The sequence below is a fragment of the Undibacterium sp. CCC3.4 genome, assembly GCF_034347425.1.
Taxonomy (GTDB): Bacteria; Pseudomonadota; Gammaproteobacteria; order Burkholderiales; family Burkholderiaceae_D; genus Undibacterium.
The window spans coordinates 4,443,800-4,463,792 of sequence record NZ_CP133779.1 but is presented as its reverse complement, the minus strand read 5'-3'; the positions used below and the strand labels follow the sequence as shown (position 1 = coordinate 4,463,792).

At 54.2% G+C, this 19,993-nt stretch carries 13 protein-coding genes; 5 read left to right on the top strand and 8 right to left on the bottom strand.

The window, feature by feature from the left end; translation table 11 throughout:
- The 3 genes from RHM61_RS19675 to cphA (RHM61_RS19665) form a co-directional block, all read right to left on the bottom strand.
- Nucleotides 1-1,314, bottom strand: a complete 1,314-nt coding sequence (locus RHM61_RS19675; protein ID WP_322249000.1) for a GGDEF domain-containing protein — start codon at nt 1,312-1,314, stop codon at nt 1-3.
- A 156-nt stretch (nt 1,315-1,470) separates the two neighbouring features.
- Nucleotides 1,471-4,041 (bottom strand): cyanophycin synthetase, encoded by a 2,571-nt coding sequence (cphA, locus tag RHM61_RS19670; RefSeq protein WP_322248999.1) that lies wholly within the window; start codon nt 4,039-4,041, stop codon nt 1,471-1,473.
- Nucleotides 4,042-4,163: 122 nt separating this feature from the next.
- A complete protein-coding gene (gene cphA / locus RHM61_RS19665) occupies nt 4,164-6,341 on the bottom strand; it encodes a cyanophycin synthetase (RefSeq protein ID WP_322248998.1) in 2,178 nt (725 codons plus the stop codon).
- Between the two features lie 409 nt (nt 6,342-6,750).
- Here cphA (RHM61_RS19665) and RHM61_RS19660 point away from each other — a divergent pair, with 409 nt between their 5' ends.
- On the top strand, nt 6,751-9,006 hold the full coding sequence (locus tag RHM61_RS19660) for an ABC transporter ATP-binding protein (protein WP_322248997.1): 2,256 nt from the start codon (nt 6,751-6,753) through the stop codon (nt 9,004-9,006).
- A gap of 2 nt (nt 9,007-9,008) precedes the next feature.
- Nucleotides 9,009-9,479: a DUF1854 domain-containing protein gene (locus RHM61_RS19655; protein WP_322248996.1), complete on the top strand. Its 471-nt coding sequence runs from the start codon at nt 9,009-9,011 to the stop codon at nt 9,477-9,479.
- Between the two features lie 200 nt (nt 9,480-9,679).
- On the opposite strand, the gene RHM61_RS19650 is transcribed toward RHM61_RS19655, so the two are convergent.
- Entirely contained in the window at nt 9,680-10,930 is a 1,251-nt protein-coding gene (locus RHM61_RS19650) for an IS4 family transposase (RefSeq protein ID WP_322247564.1), read from the bottom strand.
- A 594-nt stretch (nt 10,931-11,524) separates the two neighbouring features.
- Between RHM61_RS19650 and RHM61_RS19645 the strand changes: the two genes are divergently transcribed.
- The gene (locus RHM61_RS19645; protein ID WP_322248995.1) at nt 11,525-13,399 is read left to right on the top strand and encodes a methyl-accepting chemotaxis protein; all 1,875 of its coding nucleotides are present in this window, start codon (nt 11,525-11,527) and stop codon (nt 13,397-13,399) included.
- A 32-nt stretch (nt 13,400-13,431) separates the two neighbouring features.
- Here RHM61_RS19645 and xth read toward each other — a convergent pair whose 3' ends face one another.
- Nucleotides 13,432-14,211: an exodeoxyribonuclease III gene (gene xth / locus RHM61_RS19640; RefSeq protein WP_322248994.1), complete on the bottom strand. Its 780-nt coding sequence runs from the start codon at nt 14,209-14,211 to the stop codon at nt 13,432-13,434.
- A 406-nt stretch (nt 14,212-14,617) separates the two neighbouring features.
- On the opposite strand from xth, the gene ilvD reads away from it, so the two are divergent.
- Both ilvD and ribA read left to right on the top strand, forming a co-directional pair.
- Nucleotides 14,618-16,495, top strand: a complete 1,878-nt coding sequence (ilvD, locus tag RHM61_RS19635; protein WP_322248993.1) for a dihydroxy-acid dehydratase — start codon at nt 14,618-14,620, stop codon at nt 16,493-16,495.
- Between the two features lie 298 nt (nt 16,496-16,793).
- Entirely contained in the window at nt 16,794-17,456 is a 663-nt protein-coding gene (gene ribA / locus RHM61_RS19630) for a GTP cyclohydrolase II (RefSeq protein WP_322248992.1), read from the top strand.
- Here the strand turns inward: ribA and RHM61_RS19625 are convergent.
- The 3 genes from RHM61_RS19625 to RHM61_RS19615 form a co-directional block, all read right to left on the bottom strand.
- Nucleotides 17,433-18,275: an HDOD domain-containing protein gene (locus tag RHM61_RS19625; protein ID WP_322248991.1), complete on the bottom strand. Its 843-nt coding sequence runs from the start codon at nt 18,273-18,275 to the stop codon at nt 17,433-17,435. The two genes, ribA and RHM61_RS19625, sit on opposite strands and share 24 nt — an antisense overlap.
- 104 nt (nt 18,276-18,379) lie before the next feature.
- Nucleotides 18,380-19,294 carry an SIS domain-containing protein gene (locus RHM61_RS19620; RefSeq protein WP_322248990.1) on the bottom strand — a complete coding sequence of 305 codons (915 nt, stop codon included), beginning with the start codon at nt 19,292-19,294 and terminating at the stop codon, nt 18,380-18,382.
- A 25-nt stretch (nt 19,295-19,319) separates the two neighbouring features.
- On the bottom strand, nt 19,320-19,991 hold the full coding sequence (locus tag RHM61_RS19615; protein WP_322248989.1) for a 6-phosphogluconolactonase: 672 nt from the start codon (nt 19,989-19,991) through the stop codon (nt 19,320-19,322).
- Between the last annotated feature and the right edge of the window lie 2 nt (nt 19,992-19,993).

Here is a 19,993-nt window from a genome sequence, read left to right as displayed (position 1 = left end):
TTAGTCGGCTTGGCTGCAAATCCGGTTGCGTCCACCTTGTTTGGCCTGATACAGCATGGCATCGGCTTGCAAGAACATTTCATTTTCAGTCTTGCAAGCAGGGAAGGCGGCGACGCCACCGCTGAAACTGAATTGGCGATGTTCGCCGGGGGTGACTTCAAAAACTACTTTGCCGAATGCTTCGCGCATCAGGTCGAGTTTCTTCTGCCCTTCGGCCAGGGTGCAATTGGCGAACAAGATGACAAATTCTTCGCCGCCGAAACGACTGAGCAAATCGTGTTGGCCCAGCAGTGCCGATAAGACCAAGGACAGGCGTTTGATGACGATGTCACCGAAGTAGTGACCCCAGGTATCGTTGATGGTTTTGAATTTATCGATGTCGATGATGCCGTAGGTGAGCGGCGTATCGCTGCGACTGGCTTGGCGAATTTGTTCCAGGGCCTTGGTTTGCAAGCCTACTTTGTTGAGCAAGCCGGTGGCACGGTCGCGACTGATCAAGTCTTTACTGGCGCGGATTTTGTTGATACGGTTGAGCAATTGACGCGTGATGATGTCATCTTCGAGCGCCGTAAAAATTTCATCGAAACCGCTGTTGAGTGCTTGTCTTGCCAGCTCGGCGGAGGCAGTTTTCTGCATTAAAATGATTTCGCGGGCCAGATCGAATTCTATGTTTTTTTTCAAAACTCGTACCAAGGCTTCGGTATTAAGATACTTGGCCTCATCAATGAGCACGATATCTGGCTGGGTTTCTTTCACCAACAGATGCAGTGAGCGCGCATCTTGTGAGGTGATCACTTCAACGCGCTCAGCGGCCAACAGAGCCAGGTCGAGCGGCGCTTGCTCACCGAGATAGACAATGGTGTTGGTTTCGCCGCGTTGATGTAAGCCGAATAAATTGAATAATTTGTCGATCAACATGTCGTTGGTGATCGGTTTTTCTGCATAGGCGAGGCAATTGCTGTCGACTAATTTTTGTTGCAGCAAAAAGCGTTCGCCTTGGCGTACTGTTTGCAGGTAGACGTAATTGTGACGTGCTGGCAGTCTTTGCAACAAATCGCTGAGGAACATGGTTTGGCGCCGCTGTTGCTGCATATCGATTTGCATGTTGTAAAGCACATCGAGATCGATGACGAACAAATCATTGCCTTGCGAGTTTTGTACGGTCTCGACGAAGTCACGCATTTGATCGAAGAACAAGATGTCAAAATCATATTTGTGCGCGCTGAGCAATAGCTCATCTTTATTATCTTTAATAAAGAAGCTTTGCGTAAGCAACATGACTTTATTCTTGTACAGTGATTCTGTTTCAGCCATTGTTTCCCCGTGTGCTTTTGCTGCAGGACAAATCTTTCCCGTTAATTCTATACGAAAACGACCGTTTCCCAATGTTAATGATGTTGAATTCGTATTTGCTGTGGAAAAGAAAAATGCCGGCTTGTTATTCCGGCATTTTTTTGTAAATTAAATAATTTAACCGGCAGCAACGCGTGCGGCAATATGCTCTAGCGCGGCTTCCACTTGATCGATCAGGATCAAACACAGATCGCCTTCGCCCAGCCGTTCCAGCGCCAGATCAATGGCGATGAATTCGCCGGTAATTTCATCGATGCGCGTGGTTTTACTGGCAGTTTTCAAGCCTTCACGCAGCAAGGCCACCACTTCACCATCGGCGCGACCGCGTTGACACTGGTCTTGATACAGCACCACATCGTCAAAGGCTTCGCCGAGAATTTCTGTTTGTTGGCGAATATCTTGATCGCGCCGGTCGCCGGCACCGCTGATGACGACGGAACGGCGCTTGGCTGGCATGGTTTCGACTGCTTTGACCAGGGCCAGTATGGCGTCCGGATTATGTCCATAGTCGGCGATGACGGTGGCACCGCGGTAGTTGAAGACATTGAAACGTCCGGGTGCATTATCGGCTTCGTTGGCGAAGGATTTCAAGCCGGCGCGGATGGCGTCCCAACTGATGCCGACGGCCCAGGCTGCCGCTACCGAGGCCATCACATTTTCGACTTGGAAGCCGATGCTGCCGTGGCGGGTAATCGGAATCTCGGCCAAAGCAATGCTGTGACGGGTTTTTCCTTCGACCGCGACGAGTTCGCTGCGATCGATGTAGACCGTGCGCTTGCCCTGGGCGCGATGGGTGGTCATAACCGGGTGATACGGGTCGGCAGCAAAGAAGATCACCGGCGATGGACAATTGGCCGCCATGCTGACAACGATAGGGTCGGCGGCATTCAAGACGGCATAGCCATTATCGGCGACGTTTTGCACGATCACGCGTTTTAAGACAGCCAAGTCTTCGACTGTGGTGATGTAATTGAGGCCGAGGTGGTCGCCGGAACCGATATTGGTGACGACGGCGACTTGGCAGCGATCATACGCCAAGCCCTCACGTAGAACACCGCCGCGTGCCGTTTCGAATACGGCGGCATCGACGTCCGGATGCGAGAGCACATTGCGGGCGCTGCGCGGGCCGCTGCAGTCACCGCTGTCGATTTGATGACCGGCGACGTAGACGCCGTCGGTATTGGTCATACCGGTGCGTAAGCCGCTGGCGCTGAGCAAATGGGCGATCAAGCGTACTGTGGTGGTTTTGCCATTAGTACCGGTGACGGCGACGATGGGAATGCGGCCGTCTTCGCTTTCTTCAAACATGGCATTGACAATCGCTTCGCCCACTGCGCGGCCTTTACCGAACGAGGGTGATAAATGCATGCGCAAGCCGGGCGCAGCATTGACTTCAACGATGCCGCCGTTTTGCAATTCTATCGGTTTGAGCACGCTGTCGCACACCAGATCGACGCCGCAGATGTCCAGTCCTATCATTTGGGCCGCGGCGATGGCGCGCGCGGCGACTTCCGGATGGACATCATCGGTGACATCGGTGGCGCCGCCGCCGGTGGACAGATTAGCGTTATTTCGTAAGATCACGCGCTGCCCTTTCGGCGGTACCGATTCGGCGTGAAAGCCTTGTTTTTCCAGACTCGCCAGCGCGATGTCATCGAAACGTATCTTGGTCATCGAAGTTGAGTGACCGCTGCCGCGGCGCGGATCTTTATTCACTTGTTCGACCAGTTGGCGCACTGATTGCTTGCCATTGCCGACTACTTGTGGCGGGTCGCGTCGAGCGGCAGCGATGAGTTTGTTACCGATCACGAGCAGGCGGAAATCATTGCCGGGTAAGAAGCGCTCGACCAAGACGTCGTCGCGAAATTCACAGGCAGCATGGTAACCGGCTTCCAGTTGTTCACGCGTGGTGACATTCACCGTCACGCCCTTACCCTGGTTGCCATCTTTCGGTTTGACCACCACCGGTACGCCGATTTCCAGCGCCGCAGCCCAGGCATCGGCCGCGCTGTTGACGATACGGCCGAGCGGCACCGGCACACCGGCGGCGTGCAGTAATTTTTTGGTCAGCTCTTTATCCTGTGCAATGGCTTCGGCAATCGCACTGGTTCCATCCATTTCAGCCGCTTGAATTTTTCGCTGCCGACTGCCCCAGCCGAATACCACCAAGCTGCCGTCTGTCAGACGACGGTAGGGGATGTTGCGTGCCAAGGCAGCGTCAACGATCGCGCCGGTTGAGGGGCCGAGACGGACATCTTCATCGAGTTCACGCAATTGTTCGAGCGCCGCAGCGAGGTCGAAGGCATGGTTGTTGAGGGCGGCAGCGATCAGTTGTTCCGCTAATTCCACTGCCAGGCGGCCGACCGCTTCTTCCGAGTACTCGACTACGACTTGGAAAATTCCCGGTTCCAGTGTTTGCGTGGTACGGCTGAACGTCACCGGGCAGCCGGCCTGAGCTTGCAAGCCCAGCGCGGTCAGTTCGAAGACATGGGCAATCGGAATGGCATCGTGATGACCAGTCGGCTGCAAGATACTCAATTCCGGAAACAGGGCGCGCAAGCGGTCTTCAAAGCCGGGCAGATCGGTGATGGCCGCTTCGTTTGTGCTGCAGGTAACGATCGCCTCGACGGCGGTATGATGGCTCCAGAGGTTGGGACCACGCAGGGCACGGATACGAGATACTTCCATAAAACTTCATCCTGTTGAAAGGGGCTTGAATCAGGTGGCGCCGACATGTTTGTGGCGCCGCCTGTGACAATGTAAATCAAATTGGCGGTACTGGCGGGCAACACCAGGCTGCGCGGTAAGTTTTAAAAAGACGCGGTGTAGCTTGAATCAAAGGTCCTCAGGCCAGCGGCAATCAGTTCCGGACTGATGTTCAAGGCCCAGGCGGCAGCGATGGCAGCTAACAGGCTTTCAGCTTGCGCGACTTTGGACGGTTTGAGTACAGCCAGTGGCAACAGAGCGGTTTCTTGCTCACCTTCGGCCAAGACGATCTGCGAATCACGCGTAAACAGTACCCGGCCACCGGCCGCGCGATGCGCGCGCAGCGTCGGCAGTTCGCCGTCGAGCGCATAAAATATCACGCCGCCGTCGCACAGTGGGGCGAGTTCGACGACGGCCGCATCGGCACCGTTGAGAACCGCGAAACCTTCCGGTAACACCACATCAACCTGAGTACGCATAATTTTCAACATCTGCTCGGCATCGTGGATGTGGAATTCCGCTAATTCTTCAAAGCCTGCCATGTCGGTGACAACGCCAACGCTGCATTTGTCATACGCCAGACCATCGCTGAGGATGGCGCGGGCATTGGTTTCAAATACCGCCGCTTGGACCGAGCGATTGATCAGCAGGCGCTGACCGGCTTCCCAGTCGGCACACGGGCCGGCGGTGACTTGGCGTTTATTCAGATACAGCCCCTGCTGGCAGGCTACCCCGGTTTGTTTGCCGTCGACATGTAACAAGGCACCGACTATGCGTGCAATCAGGCTGGTGCCACGCGTACCGGCGACCCCAACGATGGCGATGCGGGCATTCTCTTGCGGCGCGAATAAATGGTCAACGATGGCTTTGCCGACTTCGCGGCCGGGGCCGTTGGCCGGTTTGATATGCGCCAGCAAGCCCGGGCTGGCATTGACTTCGATGATCGCTCCACGTTGCTGTGTCAGCGGTTTCGAGATATCTTCGACTACCAGATCGACTCCGGCAATATCGAGACCGATGATGCGCGCGGCCAGCGTGGCGGCCGCCGCGATGTCGGGATGAATGTCGTCGGTGACATCATGGGCGACATTGCCATTGAGCTGTATCAGTACTTTTTGCGCCGCCAACGGTACCGAGTCGGCCGTCATGCCTTGCCGTTTCAATTCCAGTACCACCTCGGCCGCGACGGCCGGATTGATCGCATTCAGTGGAAAATCTTCGGTGCTGCCGCGGCGCGGATCGGTGTTGATCTGCGCATCGACCAATTGGGTAACATTGCTGCTGCCGTCGCCGCTGACCCACAGCGATTCGCCGCGGCCGACCGCGACGATTTTATTTCCTACCACCAGGATGCGGTGTTCGTCGCCAGTGATGAAGCGTTCGACGATGACACTCTTGCTGTCACCTTTGCGCGCGGCTAATTCGTAAGCGGCAATCACATCGGCCTCACTCATCAGATTGAGCGATACGCCGCGGCCATGGTTGCCATCATACGGTTTGATGACCACCGGCAGGCCGATATCCTGTGCTTCTTCCCAGGCCTCGGCTGCACTGCGCACGATACAGCCTTCCGGCACCGGAATGCCGCAGGCTTTGAGTAGGGTTTTTGTTAAATCTTTGTCAGACGCGATGCCCTCGGCGATCGCACTGGTGCGGTCGGTTTCGGCAGTCCAGATGCGTCTTTGTGCGGCACCGTGGCCGAGTTGGACCAAGTTGCCATCGGTCAGACGCAGCGAGGGAATTTTGCGATCGGTGGCGGCGTCGACGATATTGGCCGTGCTCGGGCCGAGGCAACGCGCATCGACTAATTCGCGCAAGGCTTCAACTTGGCTCGCGAGATCGAAGGCTTGATCATTGATGGCCGCCATCAATAAGGCGCGCCCGGCTTCGAGCGCAGCGCGGCCAACTTGCTCTTCGCGCGTGCGAAAGGCCATTTTGTAAACGCCGACGGTGGCGGTGGAACGGGTTTGCCCGAAACCAGTGCGCATTCCTGCCAGGTTCTGCAATTCCAGCACCACATGTTCGAGTATATGTCCGGCCCAAGTGCCTTCGCGCAGGCGCTCGAGAAAGCCGCCGCGCTCGCCGACACCGCAACGATGCTCGATCAGACCTGGCAGGTAGCCGGTCAGGCGCTGGTACAGACCGGGCAGTTGATCTGACGGCGTCTCTTCGAGTGCGCCGATATCGAGCCAAGCTTCGATGACCGGCCGGTAAGTCCAGATATTCGGTCCGCGCAAATGAGTTACACGGAGAATGCGGATGTCTTTCTTCTTTGTCGTCATGTAAGTAATTTCTTCTTGGTCAGCTTATTCAAGCCTGGCCTGCTTATTTTTAGAATTTTTATTCGTTTATCAGAATTGCCGACACGCATTTTATTGCTAATTTAAGTGGAAAATAGGCAGATCAGCATGGTCTTTATCTGCTTGCAGCACGATCCGCCTGTCAAAGCAGGCGGGAACACAGCGCTTGCTGCTATACTTGCGCTCTAGCGCAATCGCTGAAACCCTCTTGATCAGCTTCATCTGATTATTTTCTTTCGATAGAATACCGTAAATTGCTGCTTCCGGGATACGGCTTCGGCCTATAACGGAAATCTAGTAAATGCTCACGGTTGGCGACTATTTTCTTTTTTTTCAAAAATTCTGCCCCGAATTGCTAAGGGGCAAGTGTAACAGCGGAGCTTTTCTGACGATGACGACCACCCCCATCCATCTTGCACCAACTGTAGTGAGTTTGCCGCTGCACTGGCAAACTGCCTTACAGCCTCAATTACTGCAAGATGAAAACGTGCTCAATGCCTTTGAGGTTGACTTGGACACGCAATTGCGTTTCCGCAAGGGCTTTGTCGTGGTGACCGACCGCGGCTTATTGTCTTGTGCCGCCGGCGAAGCGAGTTGGCAGCGCTGGGAATATCGTGACGGTTTGCAACTTACGCATCATGACCATGCCGGTGTCGGTCACTTGCGTTTGTGTGATGAGCATGGTTTGCTGGCCAGTTGGCGCTTCACTCTGGGGCAAAATTTGCTGGCGGTCCGTTTGCTCGATCAATTCCGCCTGCAATTACAAAGCCAGGTCAGCGGCTTGCCGGTGGCGGCGGCAGAGCAAAATATTTGTCCTAGTTGCAAAGCCGTACTCGAACCTGAGCAAGAGGAGTGTCCGATCTGTGCCAAGGTGCTGCATACGCCGCCTTCGACTTGGACGCTGTTGCGACTGTGGCGTTTCGCTCATCCTTACCGGCTGCAGTTGGCAATCGGCTTTACTCTGATGTTGTTGGGGACGGCCGCGCACATGATTCCGCGCTACCTGACCAAGCCTTTGACTGATGAAGTATTGATTCCTTATCAAAATGGCCAGACGGTTGATCCACAACTGGTGACTTGGTATATCGGCGGTTTGCTCGGTTCGGCCGTGCTGGCTTGGCTGTTGAGTTGGGGTAAAACCTATATTCTGGCCTTGGTATCGGAGCGTATCGGTGCCGACTTACGTACCGCTACTTACCAACATTTGCTTAAATTATCGTTGGAATACTTTGGCGGCAAGCGTACCGGCGATTTGATGTCGCGCATAGGCAGCGAGAGCGACCGTATTTGTGTCTATTTATCGCTGCATTTGCTCGATTTTGCCACCGATGTATTGATGTTCATCATGACCGCAGTAGCTTTGTTGCAAATTAATACCAAGCTCGCCCTGGTGACCATTTTGCCCTTGCCTTTCATCGCCTGGATGATTCATTTGGTGCGTGACAAGCTGCGCACCGGTTTTGAAAAGATCGACCGGGTGTGGGGTGAAGTCACCAATGTTTTGTCTGATACCATCCCCGGGATCCGCGTGGTGAAAGCTTTCGCGCAGGAAAAACGTGAAGCGGCGCGTTTTCGCGAAGCGAATCGCCACAATTTGATCGTCAACGACAAGCTCAATAAAATTTGGTCGCTGTTTTCACCTACGGTTTCCTTCCTCACCGATATCGGGATTTTGGTGGTGTGGGCTTTCGGTATATGGCAAGTCGCACGCAATGAAATCACGGTCGGCGCGCTGGTGGCGGCGGTGGCTTTTATCGGCAATTTTTATGGTCGTATCGATTCCATGAGCCGCATCGTTTCGGTGACACAAAAGTCGGCTTCGGCTGCTAAACGTATTTTTGATATTCTTGATCATGTTTCAAGCGTGCCTGATCCGCAGCAGCCGGTGCAGGTCAAGCAAGTGCAGGGTGCCATAGAATTACGCGAAGTTGGCTTCCGTTATGGTAACCGCCTGGTTAATCGCGGCATTAATCTGCAGATCAAACCGGGGGAAATGATCGGTTTGGTCGGTCACAGCGGTTCTGGCAAGAGTACCCTGGTTAATTTGATTTGCCGCTTTTACGATGTCTCGGAAGGGGCGATTCTGCTGGATGGCGTCGATATTCGTTCGTTTGCGGTGGAAGATTATCGTCGTAACATCGGTTTGGTATTGCAAGAGCCATTCCTGTTTTTCGGTACGATTGCGGAAAATATTGCCTACGGTCGGCCCAGCGCCAGTCGCAGCGAGATCATCGCCGCCGCACGCGCGGCACATGCGCATGAATTTATTCTGCGGCTGCCGCAAGGCTATGACTCCATGGTGGGTGAGCGCGGCCAAGGTTTGTCGGGCGGTGAGCGGCAGCGGGTGTCGATCGCGCGTGCCTTGCTGATTGATCCGCGCATACTGATCATGGACGAGGCGACCTCTTCGGTCGATTCGGAAACGGAAAAAGAAATCCAAAAAGCGCTCGACAACTTGGTGCAGGGGCGTACCACGATCGCGATTGCCCATCGTTTGTCGACACTGCACAAGGCCGATCGCCTGGTGGTGCTGGATCGTGGTGAAGTCGTCGAGGTTGGTCATCACGATGAACTGATGGCGCGCCAAGGCGCTTACTATAATTTGTATCAAGCACAGGCACGCAATGCTGAGCTGGTGGAGGAGTGAGCATGACAACGACAATATTAAGCTTGCACCGCGATCCGTATGATCGACTGGTGTTACGGAATGAAGCCGGTGAAGTGTTTGAGGCTGTGAGCCCGGTGCGCGCTTTTCCTATCCAGTCGCCGTTGGAACATATTTCACTCGTGCTCAGCGATGGGCGCGAGGTGGCTTGGATCGAGGCCTTGTCTGATTTGACCGAAGCGGCGCGTGCCTTGGTATTGGAAGAGTTGGATGGTCGCGAATTCATGCCGGAAATCGAGCACATCAGTAGCGTCAGCAGTTTTTCCGTGCCATGTACTTGGCGCGTCAGTACTGATCGTGGTGAGACCGAATTTATCCTCAAAGGCGACGAAGATATTCGCCGCATCGGTAGCGCTGCGCTGTTGATTACCGATAATCACGGCATCGGTTTTCTGATTCGCGATTTTACCGCGATGGATAAACACAGCCGCAAAATCCTCGACCGGTTTTTATAATCGCGCCTGCTCGGGCGTGTCAGCGGCAGCGGCGACACTCCCTTACTCTACTTCATCAAAAATCTGACTAGGGTTTGAAACCCCGGCCTTCAGAGGCCGTCGCAAAAGGGTTTTCAGTCGACATGTTATTCCCCCGTGCTCTCGCCTCGTCATTCCTGCGTAGGCGCACTGCTGTCCGGAATAAATTAATTGACATTTCATTAGAATAATCCCAATTGCAAACGCGCCATTTCTTCTACTTCTCTTCGTCGCTTTCGGTATTGAGAGATTTCCAAGTCTTGTCGTTGAAATAGAGTGGCGCGAATCACGCATAGACACTCCCAAAGGCTTTGTTTTAAGCCATGTGTCTGTTTGTAGAGCGCCACGAGTAAATAACTGATAAGTGCTGTCAATATCTGGATACGCACCGCGTTTTCGGTGCGTCCAAAAAATTGCTTGATCTTCAGGTGTTGCTTGATCCATTTGAAGAACAGTTCGATATCCCAGCGTTCTTTATAGCGCCGGGCAATGGTCAGCGCATCGCTGTTCAAATCATTGGTTGCCAGTACTAATGGCGTAGGTTTGTCGGCTCTGGCTACCGTAATGCAGCGCAAGGGCTTCTCGTACTGATTGATGCGTTTGCCACCAGGATGTCTGTTTTTAAAACGCACAATTTGATCTTGCAGGACGATGTCTGTGGCCTCTGCGGGAATACTGCGTTCTTCCTCAATGCGCAAGCCTGCATTACGCTTGAAACGGGTCACGAATTGTGCTCCCGCCATATCGATCCGATGCCACCAGTTGTAATCGCAATAGCCCTTGTCAAAGACGTAGATCACCTCTTGCTGCAGCGGGAGCTCTTTGGTTTTCTCCACGTCATTGACATTGGCTGCGCTGATACTTTGCCAAATGGGTATCTGCGCTTGTTCTGCGTACAGGATGTGGAGTTTGACACCCTGTGTATTTCGCGTTTTATTGGAGAGCGTCCAGCGATCAAACTCGCGCCCTTTGAGGGTAATGGAAGTGGAGTCCAGAAGGTAGAGCAGCTCCTTGCTTTGTTGACGCAATGGCCGTGCCACTTTTTGCATGAGCCATGTCACCGCATCGGCAAATACGGTATCGCCGCGACGACTGTTGGCATCAGCCAGAGTGGAGCGCTTAATACGACCAGTGCCGAGATGGTAATGATGGGCGACATGACTGTTAAAGCTGGCCTCCAGAGGACGCAGGCCAGTTGTTCCGCTTAATTGAGCGTAGGTCATCACCACGAGCTGATCCCAGTGACCAAAATGCTTGCTGTATTTGTCAGCTTGATGTTTTTTGACGAGTTGATCAAAGACTCCACGCGGTAGCCCCTTCATTAACTCTTGAAAAGTGTTTATTCTGTACATGTTGCAGGTTTGGTTTTTAAGTTGGTAAACCGAGGTTAACACTCGTAAACCAATGCCTGCAACCCCCTGCAGCTTAGTCAAGAAAATTATTCCGGACAGCAGTGTGCGTAGGCAGGAATCCAGTGGCACGTCAGTGCCTTCAGGGTGGGAGGGTCGTTCAAGGGCACTTTTTTTCTGTTAAATCAACACGTTCTGCTGCGCCTGAGCAGCACAGATATCACAGATATAAAGGGCGCGTGCGCGCCACTGGATTGCCGCCTGCGCGGCAATGACGAATTGGGCGGCTGGGTGGATGCGCAATCGACCTGACTTGTGGGTAATGATCAGCGCGCTTTTGCGCGGGAGCCTGGCGGCGTTCGTGCTTAATAAAAATGCCAGAAATCATGCTGTTTTCAGTGCTGAAAACGATACTGGGTTCCAGCCAAAAGCATGCGGGAATGCGCTTGCTTGGGCCGGCGCGAACGAAGCATTTGACGCCTGATTGTAACTGTGCATTTGAACTATAGCAACTGTTGTGAACCGCTAACAACGCCAGAGACATTTTTTTGAACCCCATGAAGTTCGCAGGTAATATCGGGCAATCTTCGCTGTCAGGCAAGATTTAAAATATCACAGTCCCCGCAAGGGTGCTGTATTTGCAACGGTGTAGTGAATGTATAAAAACATGGAGAACTTATGAAATCTCTCAAAGGCAGGTTAATTTTTGTTATCGCATTATTGGTAACAATATGTACGGTTTTTTTGACCGTCGGCAGCTATCTGCGTATGAAGTCGCAGATTGAACATGATTTGAGTGCAGAGATACGCGGCGTTGCTACCGGCTACAATGCCCTGCTCAGTAACTGGATACAGATTAATACGGCGCTGGTGGACAGCTTGGCGCAAGGCTTGGGCAATGGCGCTGATTTGCAAGCGAGCTTGGCGATGGTACGCGGCGGTGGTAATTTCCTCAGCGTGTATCTGGGGCAGCCCGATAAAACGTTTACCAATAATCCGGCCAATCCACCTCCGGCCGGCTATGACCCTACTGCTCGTCCTTGGTATAAGGCGGCGATGGAAGCCAAGAAAGCCATTGTTACCTCGGCTTATATGGGCGTCAACCCACCCGGTCTGATGATTTCATTTGCCGCACCGGTGAAAGGTGGCGAAGGCGGGGTGGTGGCAGCCGATGTGTTTCTGACTAAAATTGTCGATCAAATTCTGACCGTCAAACTGGCCGGCGATGGCTATGCCTTCTTGCTCGATAAATCCGGCGTAGTGCTGGCGCATTCCGACCAAACCAAGGCACTCAAGCCGGCCAAGGAAATCGCCGCTGAATTGGCCTTGGAAAATATTGCGACACTGGCTAAAAACACCGAGCCTACCGAAGTGCAGATCGCCGGCAAAGCCAGCTTCTTGTACTTACAACAAATTACCGGCTCAGATATTTACTTGGCCTTGGTGGTCGATAAAAACAAGGCGCTGGCGTCACTCGATCAACTGCTAGTGATTTCTGGCTTGGTTTTGTTGGTGTTGTTGGCCGTGATTTTGCCAGTCTCGACGTGGTTGGTCGGGCGTATGCTATCGGGATTGCAACGGGTGCGCGATGCGATGACGGATATCGCCGCTGGTGGTGGTGATTTGAGTCGTAAAATCGTCGTCGAGGGTGAAGATGAAGTGGCGCAGACGGCGCAAGCTTTCAATCAGTTCCTCGAGCAATTGCGGGTGATGGTGGTCGACGTGCGCAAGGCGACCGATTCGATTACGATCGGGTCGACTGAAATTGCGGCTGGCAATATGGATTTGTCGGGTCGTACCGAGCAGCAGGCTTCCTCCTTGGAGCAAACGGCGGCGAGCATGGAAGAGTTGACCGAGGCGGTCAGAAACAATGCTGACAATGCACGCGAAGCCAATAAGATGGCCGTCAATGCCTCCGATGTCGCGACCCAGGGCGGTGAAGTGGTGAACCGCGTGGTTTCGACCATGCAGGGGATTTCCGACAGTTCGCGCAAAATCGTCGACATCATCAGCGTGATCGAAGGGATTGCGTTTCAAACCAATATTTTGGCGCTCAATGCGGCGGTCGAAGCGGCCCGCGCCGGTGAGCAGGGCCGTGGCTTTGCGGTGGTTGCCAGTGAAGTTCGTACGCTGGCGCAGCGCAGTGCGGCAGCGGCTCAAGAAATCAAGAGTTTGATCGAAGATTCGGTGACGAAGGTGAATGAAGGTTCCGAGCTCGTGGATAAGGCTGGTGCCTCGATGAGTCGTATCGTCGCTGCGGTGGATCAGGTGGCGGCGATCATCAATGAAATCACCTCGGCGTCGGTGGAGCAGAGCGATGGCATCAGCCAGGTCAACATCGCACTGGCCCACATGGATGAAGCGACCCAACAGAATGCTGCCTTGGTCGAACAAGCGGCAGCGGCAGCAGGCTCACTGGAAGAGCAAGCCAACTTGCTGAAAACAGCGATGTCGGCGTTCCGCATGGAGCAGGGGCAGCCGGCGGCACGACTTGCCAGCGCTCGGCCGGCCCCGCGCATGACTGCGGCGCGTCGTATCGGACGCGACGCATAGGTAAAGATCAGTGAGCGGTAGTAAGCGCCGGATCAGCTCTCGGCTAAGGGACTGAGGGAGGCAATCACCGGCGCATGGTCGGATGGTTGCTCCCACTTGCGCGGCACGCGGTCGATCACACAAGCATGACAGCGGCTGGCCAGCGCTGCCGATAACAAAATGTGATCGATACGCATGCCTTTATTGAGGCGAAAGCCGAGCGCACGGTAATCCCACCAACTGAAGCTTTTTTCGCTTTGTTCAAATTGCCGGAAACTGTCGCTCAGACCCAGATCGAGCAAGCCTTGCAAGGCGCTGCGTTCCTCTGGTGACACCAAATTCATACCGACCCAAGCGGCCGGATCATGCACATCGCGGTCGTCCGGGGCGATGTTGTAATCACCGAGCAGGGCCAATTGTGGATACTGCTGGAGTTCCCCACGCAGCCATTCCTGTAGCGCCGCCAACCATTTCAATTTATAGACAAACTTATCCGAATCCGGCGCTTGTCCGTTCGGCACATAGGCACAGATGATGCGCATGCCGCAAATGGTGGCGGCGATGATGCGCTGCTGTTCATCTTCGAACAGCGGATTATTCTTTTGTACTTGCTCGATAGGGTGGCGCGCAATGATCGCCACGCCGTTGTAGGTTTTTTGACCGCTGAAGGCGACGTGATAACCGGCTGCCTCGATTTCAGCTTGAGGAAATTTATCGTCGGTGAGCTTGGTTTCTTGCAGGCACAAGACATCGACGGGGTTCGTTTCCAGCCATTGCAAGACCTGTGGCAGGCGGACTTTGAGGGAATTGACGTTCCAGGTGGCGAGTTTCATTGAATCGGTATCTCTTTAAAGGAATGAATGGCATTTTGGGCTTGCGCCTGATGGCGGCATAACATCGGGCTGTGGCAATGAATCTGTGCGGGAGATTATACGATGCCGGGCGGATTGTGGAGTTGACGCTTGAACTTGGCGATGGCGATCATTTGTTTTCGGCTTGTTTTCTTAGCAAGGCGGCGTGCCTGCAGGGTGTGAAAGTGGTTCGCACACTGCAGGCAATCCTGCTAAAGTTAAGGCCTGCAAGCTGGTGCGCCAATTTTCGATGATGGCTGCTTTTTGCTGCACACTAAAAAAAAGCGATTAATCTTTTTTGTATATGAATCTCCCCTAAAAACGCTATTTGACATATGAAGCAAGTGCGGGCAAGCTAGGCATTCTTTGTCGAATTCTGGAGTCAGCTATGCCGCAATACCGTTCCCGTACCACCACCCATGGCCGTAATATGGCCGGCGCGCGTGCTTTGTGGCGTGCCACTGGCATGAAAGACGGTGATTTTGATAAACCTATTATCGCCGTCGTCAACTCGTTTACCCAATTCGTGCCGGGCCATGTGCATCTGAAAGACCTTGGTCAAATGGTGGCGCGTGAAATCGAAGCGGCTGGTGGTGTGGCCAAGGAATTCAATACCATTGCGGTTGATGATGGCATCGCCATGGGTCATGGCGGTATGTTGTACTCGCTGCCTTCGCGCGAACTGATTGCCGATTCGGTTGAATACATGGTCAATGCCCACTGTGCCGATGCCATGGTGTGCATTTCCAACTGCGATAAAATCACGCCCGGCATGCTGATGGCAGCGATGCGTCTGAATATTCCGGTGGTGTTTGTGTCGGGTGGGCCGATGGAAGCCGGCAAAGTTCTCGAAACTCTGCATCCTAAGCAGGGTGGAGTGCAGAAGATCATGAAGATCGATTTGGTCGATGCCATGATCAAAGCTGGCGACAGCAAGGTGTCGGATGAAGAAATCGGCCGTATCGAACGTTCCGCCTGCCCGACCTGCGGATCCTGCTCCGGTATGTTTACCGCCAACTCGATGAATTGTCTGGTCGAAGCGCTGGGCTTGGCTTTGCCGGGTAATGGCACGATTTTGGCTACCCATGCCGACCGCAAAGAATTGTTTCTGCGTGCCGGTCGTTTGATCGTTGAGCTGTCCAAGCGCCATTATGAAGCTGACGATTACTCGGTGTTGCCACGCTCTATCGCCACCAAGGCGAGTTTTGAAAACGCCATGGCGCTCGACGTTTCCATGGGCGGTTCCACCAATACGGTCTTGCATTTGCTGGCCGCAGCCCACGAAGCCGGTGTCGATTTCAAAATGGCCGATATCGATCGCGTGTCTCGCAACGTGCCATGCCTGTGCAAAGTCGCGCCGATGACCGATAAATACCATATCGAAGATGTCCATCGTGCCGGCGGCATCATGGCCATTCTCGGCGAGTTGGCCCGTGCCGGCTTGCTCGATACCACGCGTCCTACCATTCACAGCGCCAGCATGGCCGAAGCCATCGCGCGTAATGACGTCGCTGTCTGCGACGATGTCGCCGTGCACACCATGTTCAAGGCCGCGCCAGGTGGCGTGCCGACTCAGACGGCGTTTTCACAGGCGGAACGCTTTGAGAGCCTCGATCTCGACCGCGCCACTGGCTGTATTCGCGATCGTGCTCATGCCTATTCGGAAGATGGCGGCTTGGCGGTGTTGTACGGTAATTTGGCGGAAAATGGTTGTATCGTCAAAACGGCCGGCGTCGATGACAGTATTTTGCGCTTCACTGGTCGCGCCCGTGTGTTTGAAAGTCAGGACAGCGCGGTTGAGGCGATACTCGGCGATGCGGTTCACGAAGGTGATGTCGTCATCATTCGTTATGAAGGGCCGAAAGGCGGGCCGGGCATGCAGGAAATGTTGTATCCGACTTCGTATATCAAATCCAAAGGCTTGGGCAAGGCGTGCGCATTGTTTACTGATGGCCGTTTTTCCGGTGGCTCGTCGGGTTTGGTGATTGGTCATGCTTCGCCGGAAGCGGCGGAAGGCGGTGCCATCGGTTTGGTGGAGGAGGGTGATGTGATTGCCATCGATATCCCGGCGCGCAGTATTAATTTGATGATCAGCCCGGAATTGCTGGCCGAACGCCGTGCCGCGATGGATGCCCGTGGTGACGCGGCTTGGCAGCCGGTGGCACGCGAGCGCTATGTGTCGCAAGCTTTGCAAGCCTATGCAGCCTTGGCGACCTCGGCTGATCGCGGTGCGGTTCGCGATATTTCGCAATTGAAGCGGCGTTGATCGTAGTCGGCTAGGAGCCTGAGCGGCAGAACGAGTCGAAGCGAAAAATCGGCTGAGCGAGGACAGATTTTGGCTAGCTCAGGCTCCTAGTTTGACGGGGTGGTAGCGTAGGCTGCCGCCCCGTTTTTGCTTGCAGAGCTTGCTTTTATCGGTTTTGACCGCATCTGTCGGTAACGGACGCACGGTTTTGTCTGCTGCTTCCCAGCGATGTAACGTGTGCGCATGCCTCAGGTCGTTTATACTCGGGGTTGCCGTGTATTTTTTCACATGTTACTTCAAAAGCTTTTTCAGGAACCGTATGTCCAGCACCATACCCGCGCCGCTTCACGCCGTCCCCCTTGATTATGTCGATTCCTGTCATTTGCCCACGACTTGGGCGAATTTTCGTATGCATGCCTTTGTTGAACCGGGCAGTGGCAAAGAGCATATCGCCCTGACGCTGGGCGTAGTCGATGACGGTGCGCCGGTGTTGGCGCGGATACATTCCGAATGTCTGACCGGTGACGCCTTGTTCAGCCAGCGCTGTGATTGCGGACCGCAGTTAGAGTTGGCGCTGCAAAAAATCGCCGAAGCCGGACGAGGCGTGCTGCTGTATTTACGGCAGGAAGGGCGTGGTATCGGTTTGCTCAATAAAGTACGCGCCTATCATTTGCAAGATGATGGTGCTGATACCGTCGAAGCCAATCAGCGTCTGGGCTTTGCCGCCGACTTGCGCAATTACGGTCTGTGCGATCCGATGTTACGCCATCTCGGTATCCGCTCATTGCGCTTAATGACGAATAATCCGCGCAAGCTGGCCGCCATGGCCGGTTTGAATGTGCTCGTGGCCGAACATGTACCATTGATCATAGAACGTAACGTACACAATAACCGCTACCTCAATACCAAGGCGAGTAAGCTCGGCCACTTGATGCAAGCCGATTTGTCGGTGCCATCCTCAGATGAGGACTTGCTGTTGTAATTTCAAAAATTCGGCACTGGCTTCCAGTAATACTTGATCGAGTACATCTTGATCGAGGCCCAGATGCTGCCACGACAGGGCAGTGATTTCCGGTGTGCTGTGATCGGGCGTGTGATTGAGGTGTAAAACGTGGGCAATCCCATTTGCGACATGCACGATGGTGGCCAAAAACCCCAAGCCCGGCGTTTCCGGCTGATGATGGCCGCTGATGGCGTTGATCATTTGTTCGGAAAAATTCCATTGCCGCGCCAATGCGGTGCCGACTTCAGCATGATCAATTCCCAGCACCTGATGTTCTGCCTGTAACTGCGTCAGTGCTTGCTCACGTTGCGCAGCCAGCACGGCTTCGTAGGCGCGGCCATGGTAAGTGACCAGCACCAGCGTGCCGATATCATGCAAAAGCCCGGCCGTGAAGGCGACATCTTGGCTGACATGGAGGCGACGTGCCAAAATTTTTGCGACGATGGCCACCGTATTGCTGTGCTCCCAAAATTGCTTGTGACTGAAGCCGGCACAATTATTTTCTGGAAAACAGCCGGTCAAGGCGGCCGTGACGATCAGTTGTCTGACCGTGACCAAGCCGAGCAGGCCGATGGCTTGCTGGATCGTGGTGACCTTGACTAAGGTGGAGTAATACGCCGAGTTTGCATAACGCAGGGTTTTGGCCGTTAAGGCGATGTCATGCGTAACCTTTTGCGCCAGCTCGTGGGTATCGACTTGGTCGCTATCGATTTGATTGAGGATTTCCATGACCACTGCCGGCAGAGTGGGTAAATCCTTGATTTCTTCGACGATTTGTTGGATGGCGATTCTGTTCATCTGTTCTGTTCCTGTTTCAGCCCACTATAGTATTACCTAAATGCTGGTAAAAAAGGCTTTTGAAATCAACAAGAACAGGAATTGTTAAATTTTTACGACATTGTTTACAGTTTTGACTCGAGGCGTTTTTCACTGATGCTGATTTTGGCACGCTCGAGCATGTCGATGGCGGCCGGGCCGCGCAGCAGGGTGACGGCGACCGCCAGCGCATCGATGTAAGTCAGGTGCGCCAGACGCGAAGTCATCGGTGTGTAAATATCTGGGTCTTCTTCGACATCGACGCTGATATGGGCATCGGCATAGTCAGCCAGCGGGCCGCCGCTGGCACACAGCACCAGTATTTTAGCGCCGGCGTGTTTCGCCAACTGCACGCTGTTGATCAAATCGCGCGTGCGGCCGGTGCGTGAGAAGGCCACTACCACGCAGTCGCTGTTGAGCAGTGAAGCCGATTGCGCCTGCAAGTGGGCATCGCAAAACACGGTAGTTGGAATACCGAAGCGGAAGAATTTTAATTGTGCATCGATGGCCAAGGCACCCGAATAGCCAAGGCCATAGCATTCGATGCGGCGGGCCCGTGCCAGTAAATGCACGGCCGCTTCAAAGCTGGCTACATTGGCATTATTCCGCGCTTCCATCAGGGTGGCGATGGTGCGGTCAAATACTTTCGGCAGCACGTCACGCACATGGTCGGCTTGGTTGACATCGAGATGCAGGTAAGGGATGCCGGTCGCCAGGCTCTTGGCAAACGCCAGTTTGAACGATTTGAAACCGTCAAAGCCCAGGCTTTGGGAAAAGCGCGCGACCGTCGGCTCGCTGACGTCACAAGCTTGAGCCAAGACGCGGATCGACATTTCCAAGGCATCGTGCGGCTTTTGTAATAAAAATTCTGCCACCTGACGTTCGGCGCGACTGAGTGCCGTGCTGGCGATGCGTATCCGCGCCAGTAATCCTTTTTCGGATGGTACGATCGATTTGAGTTCGGATTTAGGTTCGGAAAACGGATACGCCATAACAGTCATTCTTTCTCGGAGTAGCAGTCTGGTGTCACGGACACCAGAAGACGTCGATAGTACAGCCTGCAGCACGTAACAGGGCAGAAACCGGTAAAGTATCGCCGCTGGCCTGTTCCAGTACGCGGCGTTTTTCTGCGCCGGTAATGACTAGCCACAGGCGCTGGCTATCGATTAAGCGCGGCAGCGATAAGGAGATGCGGCTTTGCTGTGTCTCCGGATGCAGCGCCGCCAGGCAGCGCAATGCCTGGTGTTCGGTCGGCGCGCCGGGAAACAGTGAGGCGATGTGGCCATCGCTGCCCATGCCCAGCAAGACGGCGGAAAATGCGCCGGGAAAGTGCGCCGCCAAACGCTCATCGATAGCGGCCGCGGCTACTTCCGGTGAGCTCGAGGCATTTTTCAGGGAAACCAAGCGCCAATTTTTTTCACTGCCTTGCAGTACGCGGCGGAACAAGCCTTCATTACTTTGTGCATTGTCATCGGCCACCCAACGTTCGTCAGTCGCTACCAACTGCACTGGCTGCGCCAGCTCGGTGCTGTGCAACAGGGTGTTGAGGGCGCGATATACCGGTGCCGGCGTACTGCCGCCAGCCAATGCGAAGCTGCTGCCGGCCGGTTCGCTCTGAATCAGATCGAACCATAGTCGGCTCAGGCTATTGCTGAGTTCATCGATATTGGCAAAGCTATGGAACGTAACAGGGTTCATGC

What these genes read in the sequence shown, in the direction of transcription:
- RHM61_RS19675 (WP_322249000.1), bottom strand. Translation starts at nt 1,314, where the DNA reads ATGGCTGAAACAGAATCACTGTACAAGAATAAAGTCATGTTGCTTACG.
- cphA (WP_322248999.1), bottom strand. Translation starts at nt 4,041, where the DNA reads ATGGAAGTATCTCGTATCCGTGCCCTGCGTGGTCCCAACCTCTGGAGC.
- cphA (WP_322248998.1), bottom strand. Translation starts at nt 6,341, where the DNA reads ATGACGACAAAGAAGAAAGACATCCGCATTCTCCGTGTAACTCATTTG.
- RHM61_RS19660 (WP_322248997.1), top strand. Translation starts at nt 6,751, where the DNA reads ATGACGACCACCCCCATCCATCTTGCACCAACTGTAGTGAGTTTGCCG.
- RHM61_RS19655 (WP_322248996.1), top strand. Translation starts at nt 9,009, where the DNA reads ATGACAACGACAATATTAAGCTTGCACCGCGATCCGTATGATCGACTG.
- RHM61_RS19645 (WP_322248995.1), top strand. Translation starts at nt 11,525, where the DNA reads ATGAAATCTCTCAAAGGCAGGTTAATTTTTGTTATCGCATTATTGGTA.
- xth (WP_322248994.1), bottom strand. Translation starts at nt 14,211, where the DNA reads ATGAAACTCGCCACCTGGAACGTCAATTCCCTCAAAGTCCGCCTGCCA.
- ilvD (WP_322248993.1), top strand. Translation starts at nt 14,618, where the DNA reads ATGCCGCAATACCGTTCCCGTACCACCACCCATGGCCGTAATATGGCC.
- ribA (WP_322248992.1), top strand. Translation starts at nt 16,794, where the DNA reads ATGTCCAGCACCATACCCGCGCCGCTTCACGCCGTCCCCCTTGATTAT.
- RHM61_RS19625 (WP_322248991.1), bottom strand. Translation starts at nt 18,275, where the DNA reads ATGAACAGAATCGCCATCCAACAAATCGTCGAAGAAATCAAGGATTTA.
- RHM61_RS19620 (WP_322248990.1), bottom strand. Translation starts at nt 19,294, where the DNA reads ATGACTGTTATGGCGTATCCGTTTTCCGAACCTAAATCCGAACTCAAA.
- RHM61_RS19615 (WP_322248989.1), bottom strand. Translation starts at nt 19,991, where the DNA reads ATGAACCCTGTTACGTTCCATAGCTTTGCCAATATCGATGAACTCAGC.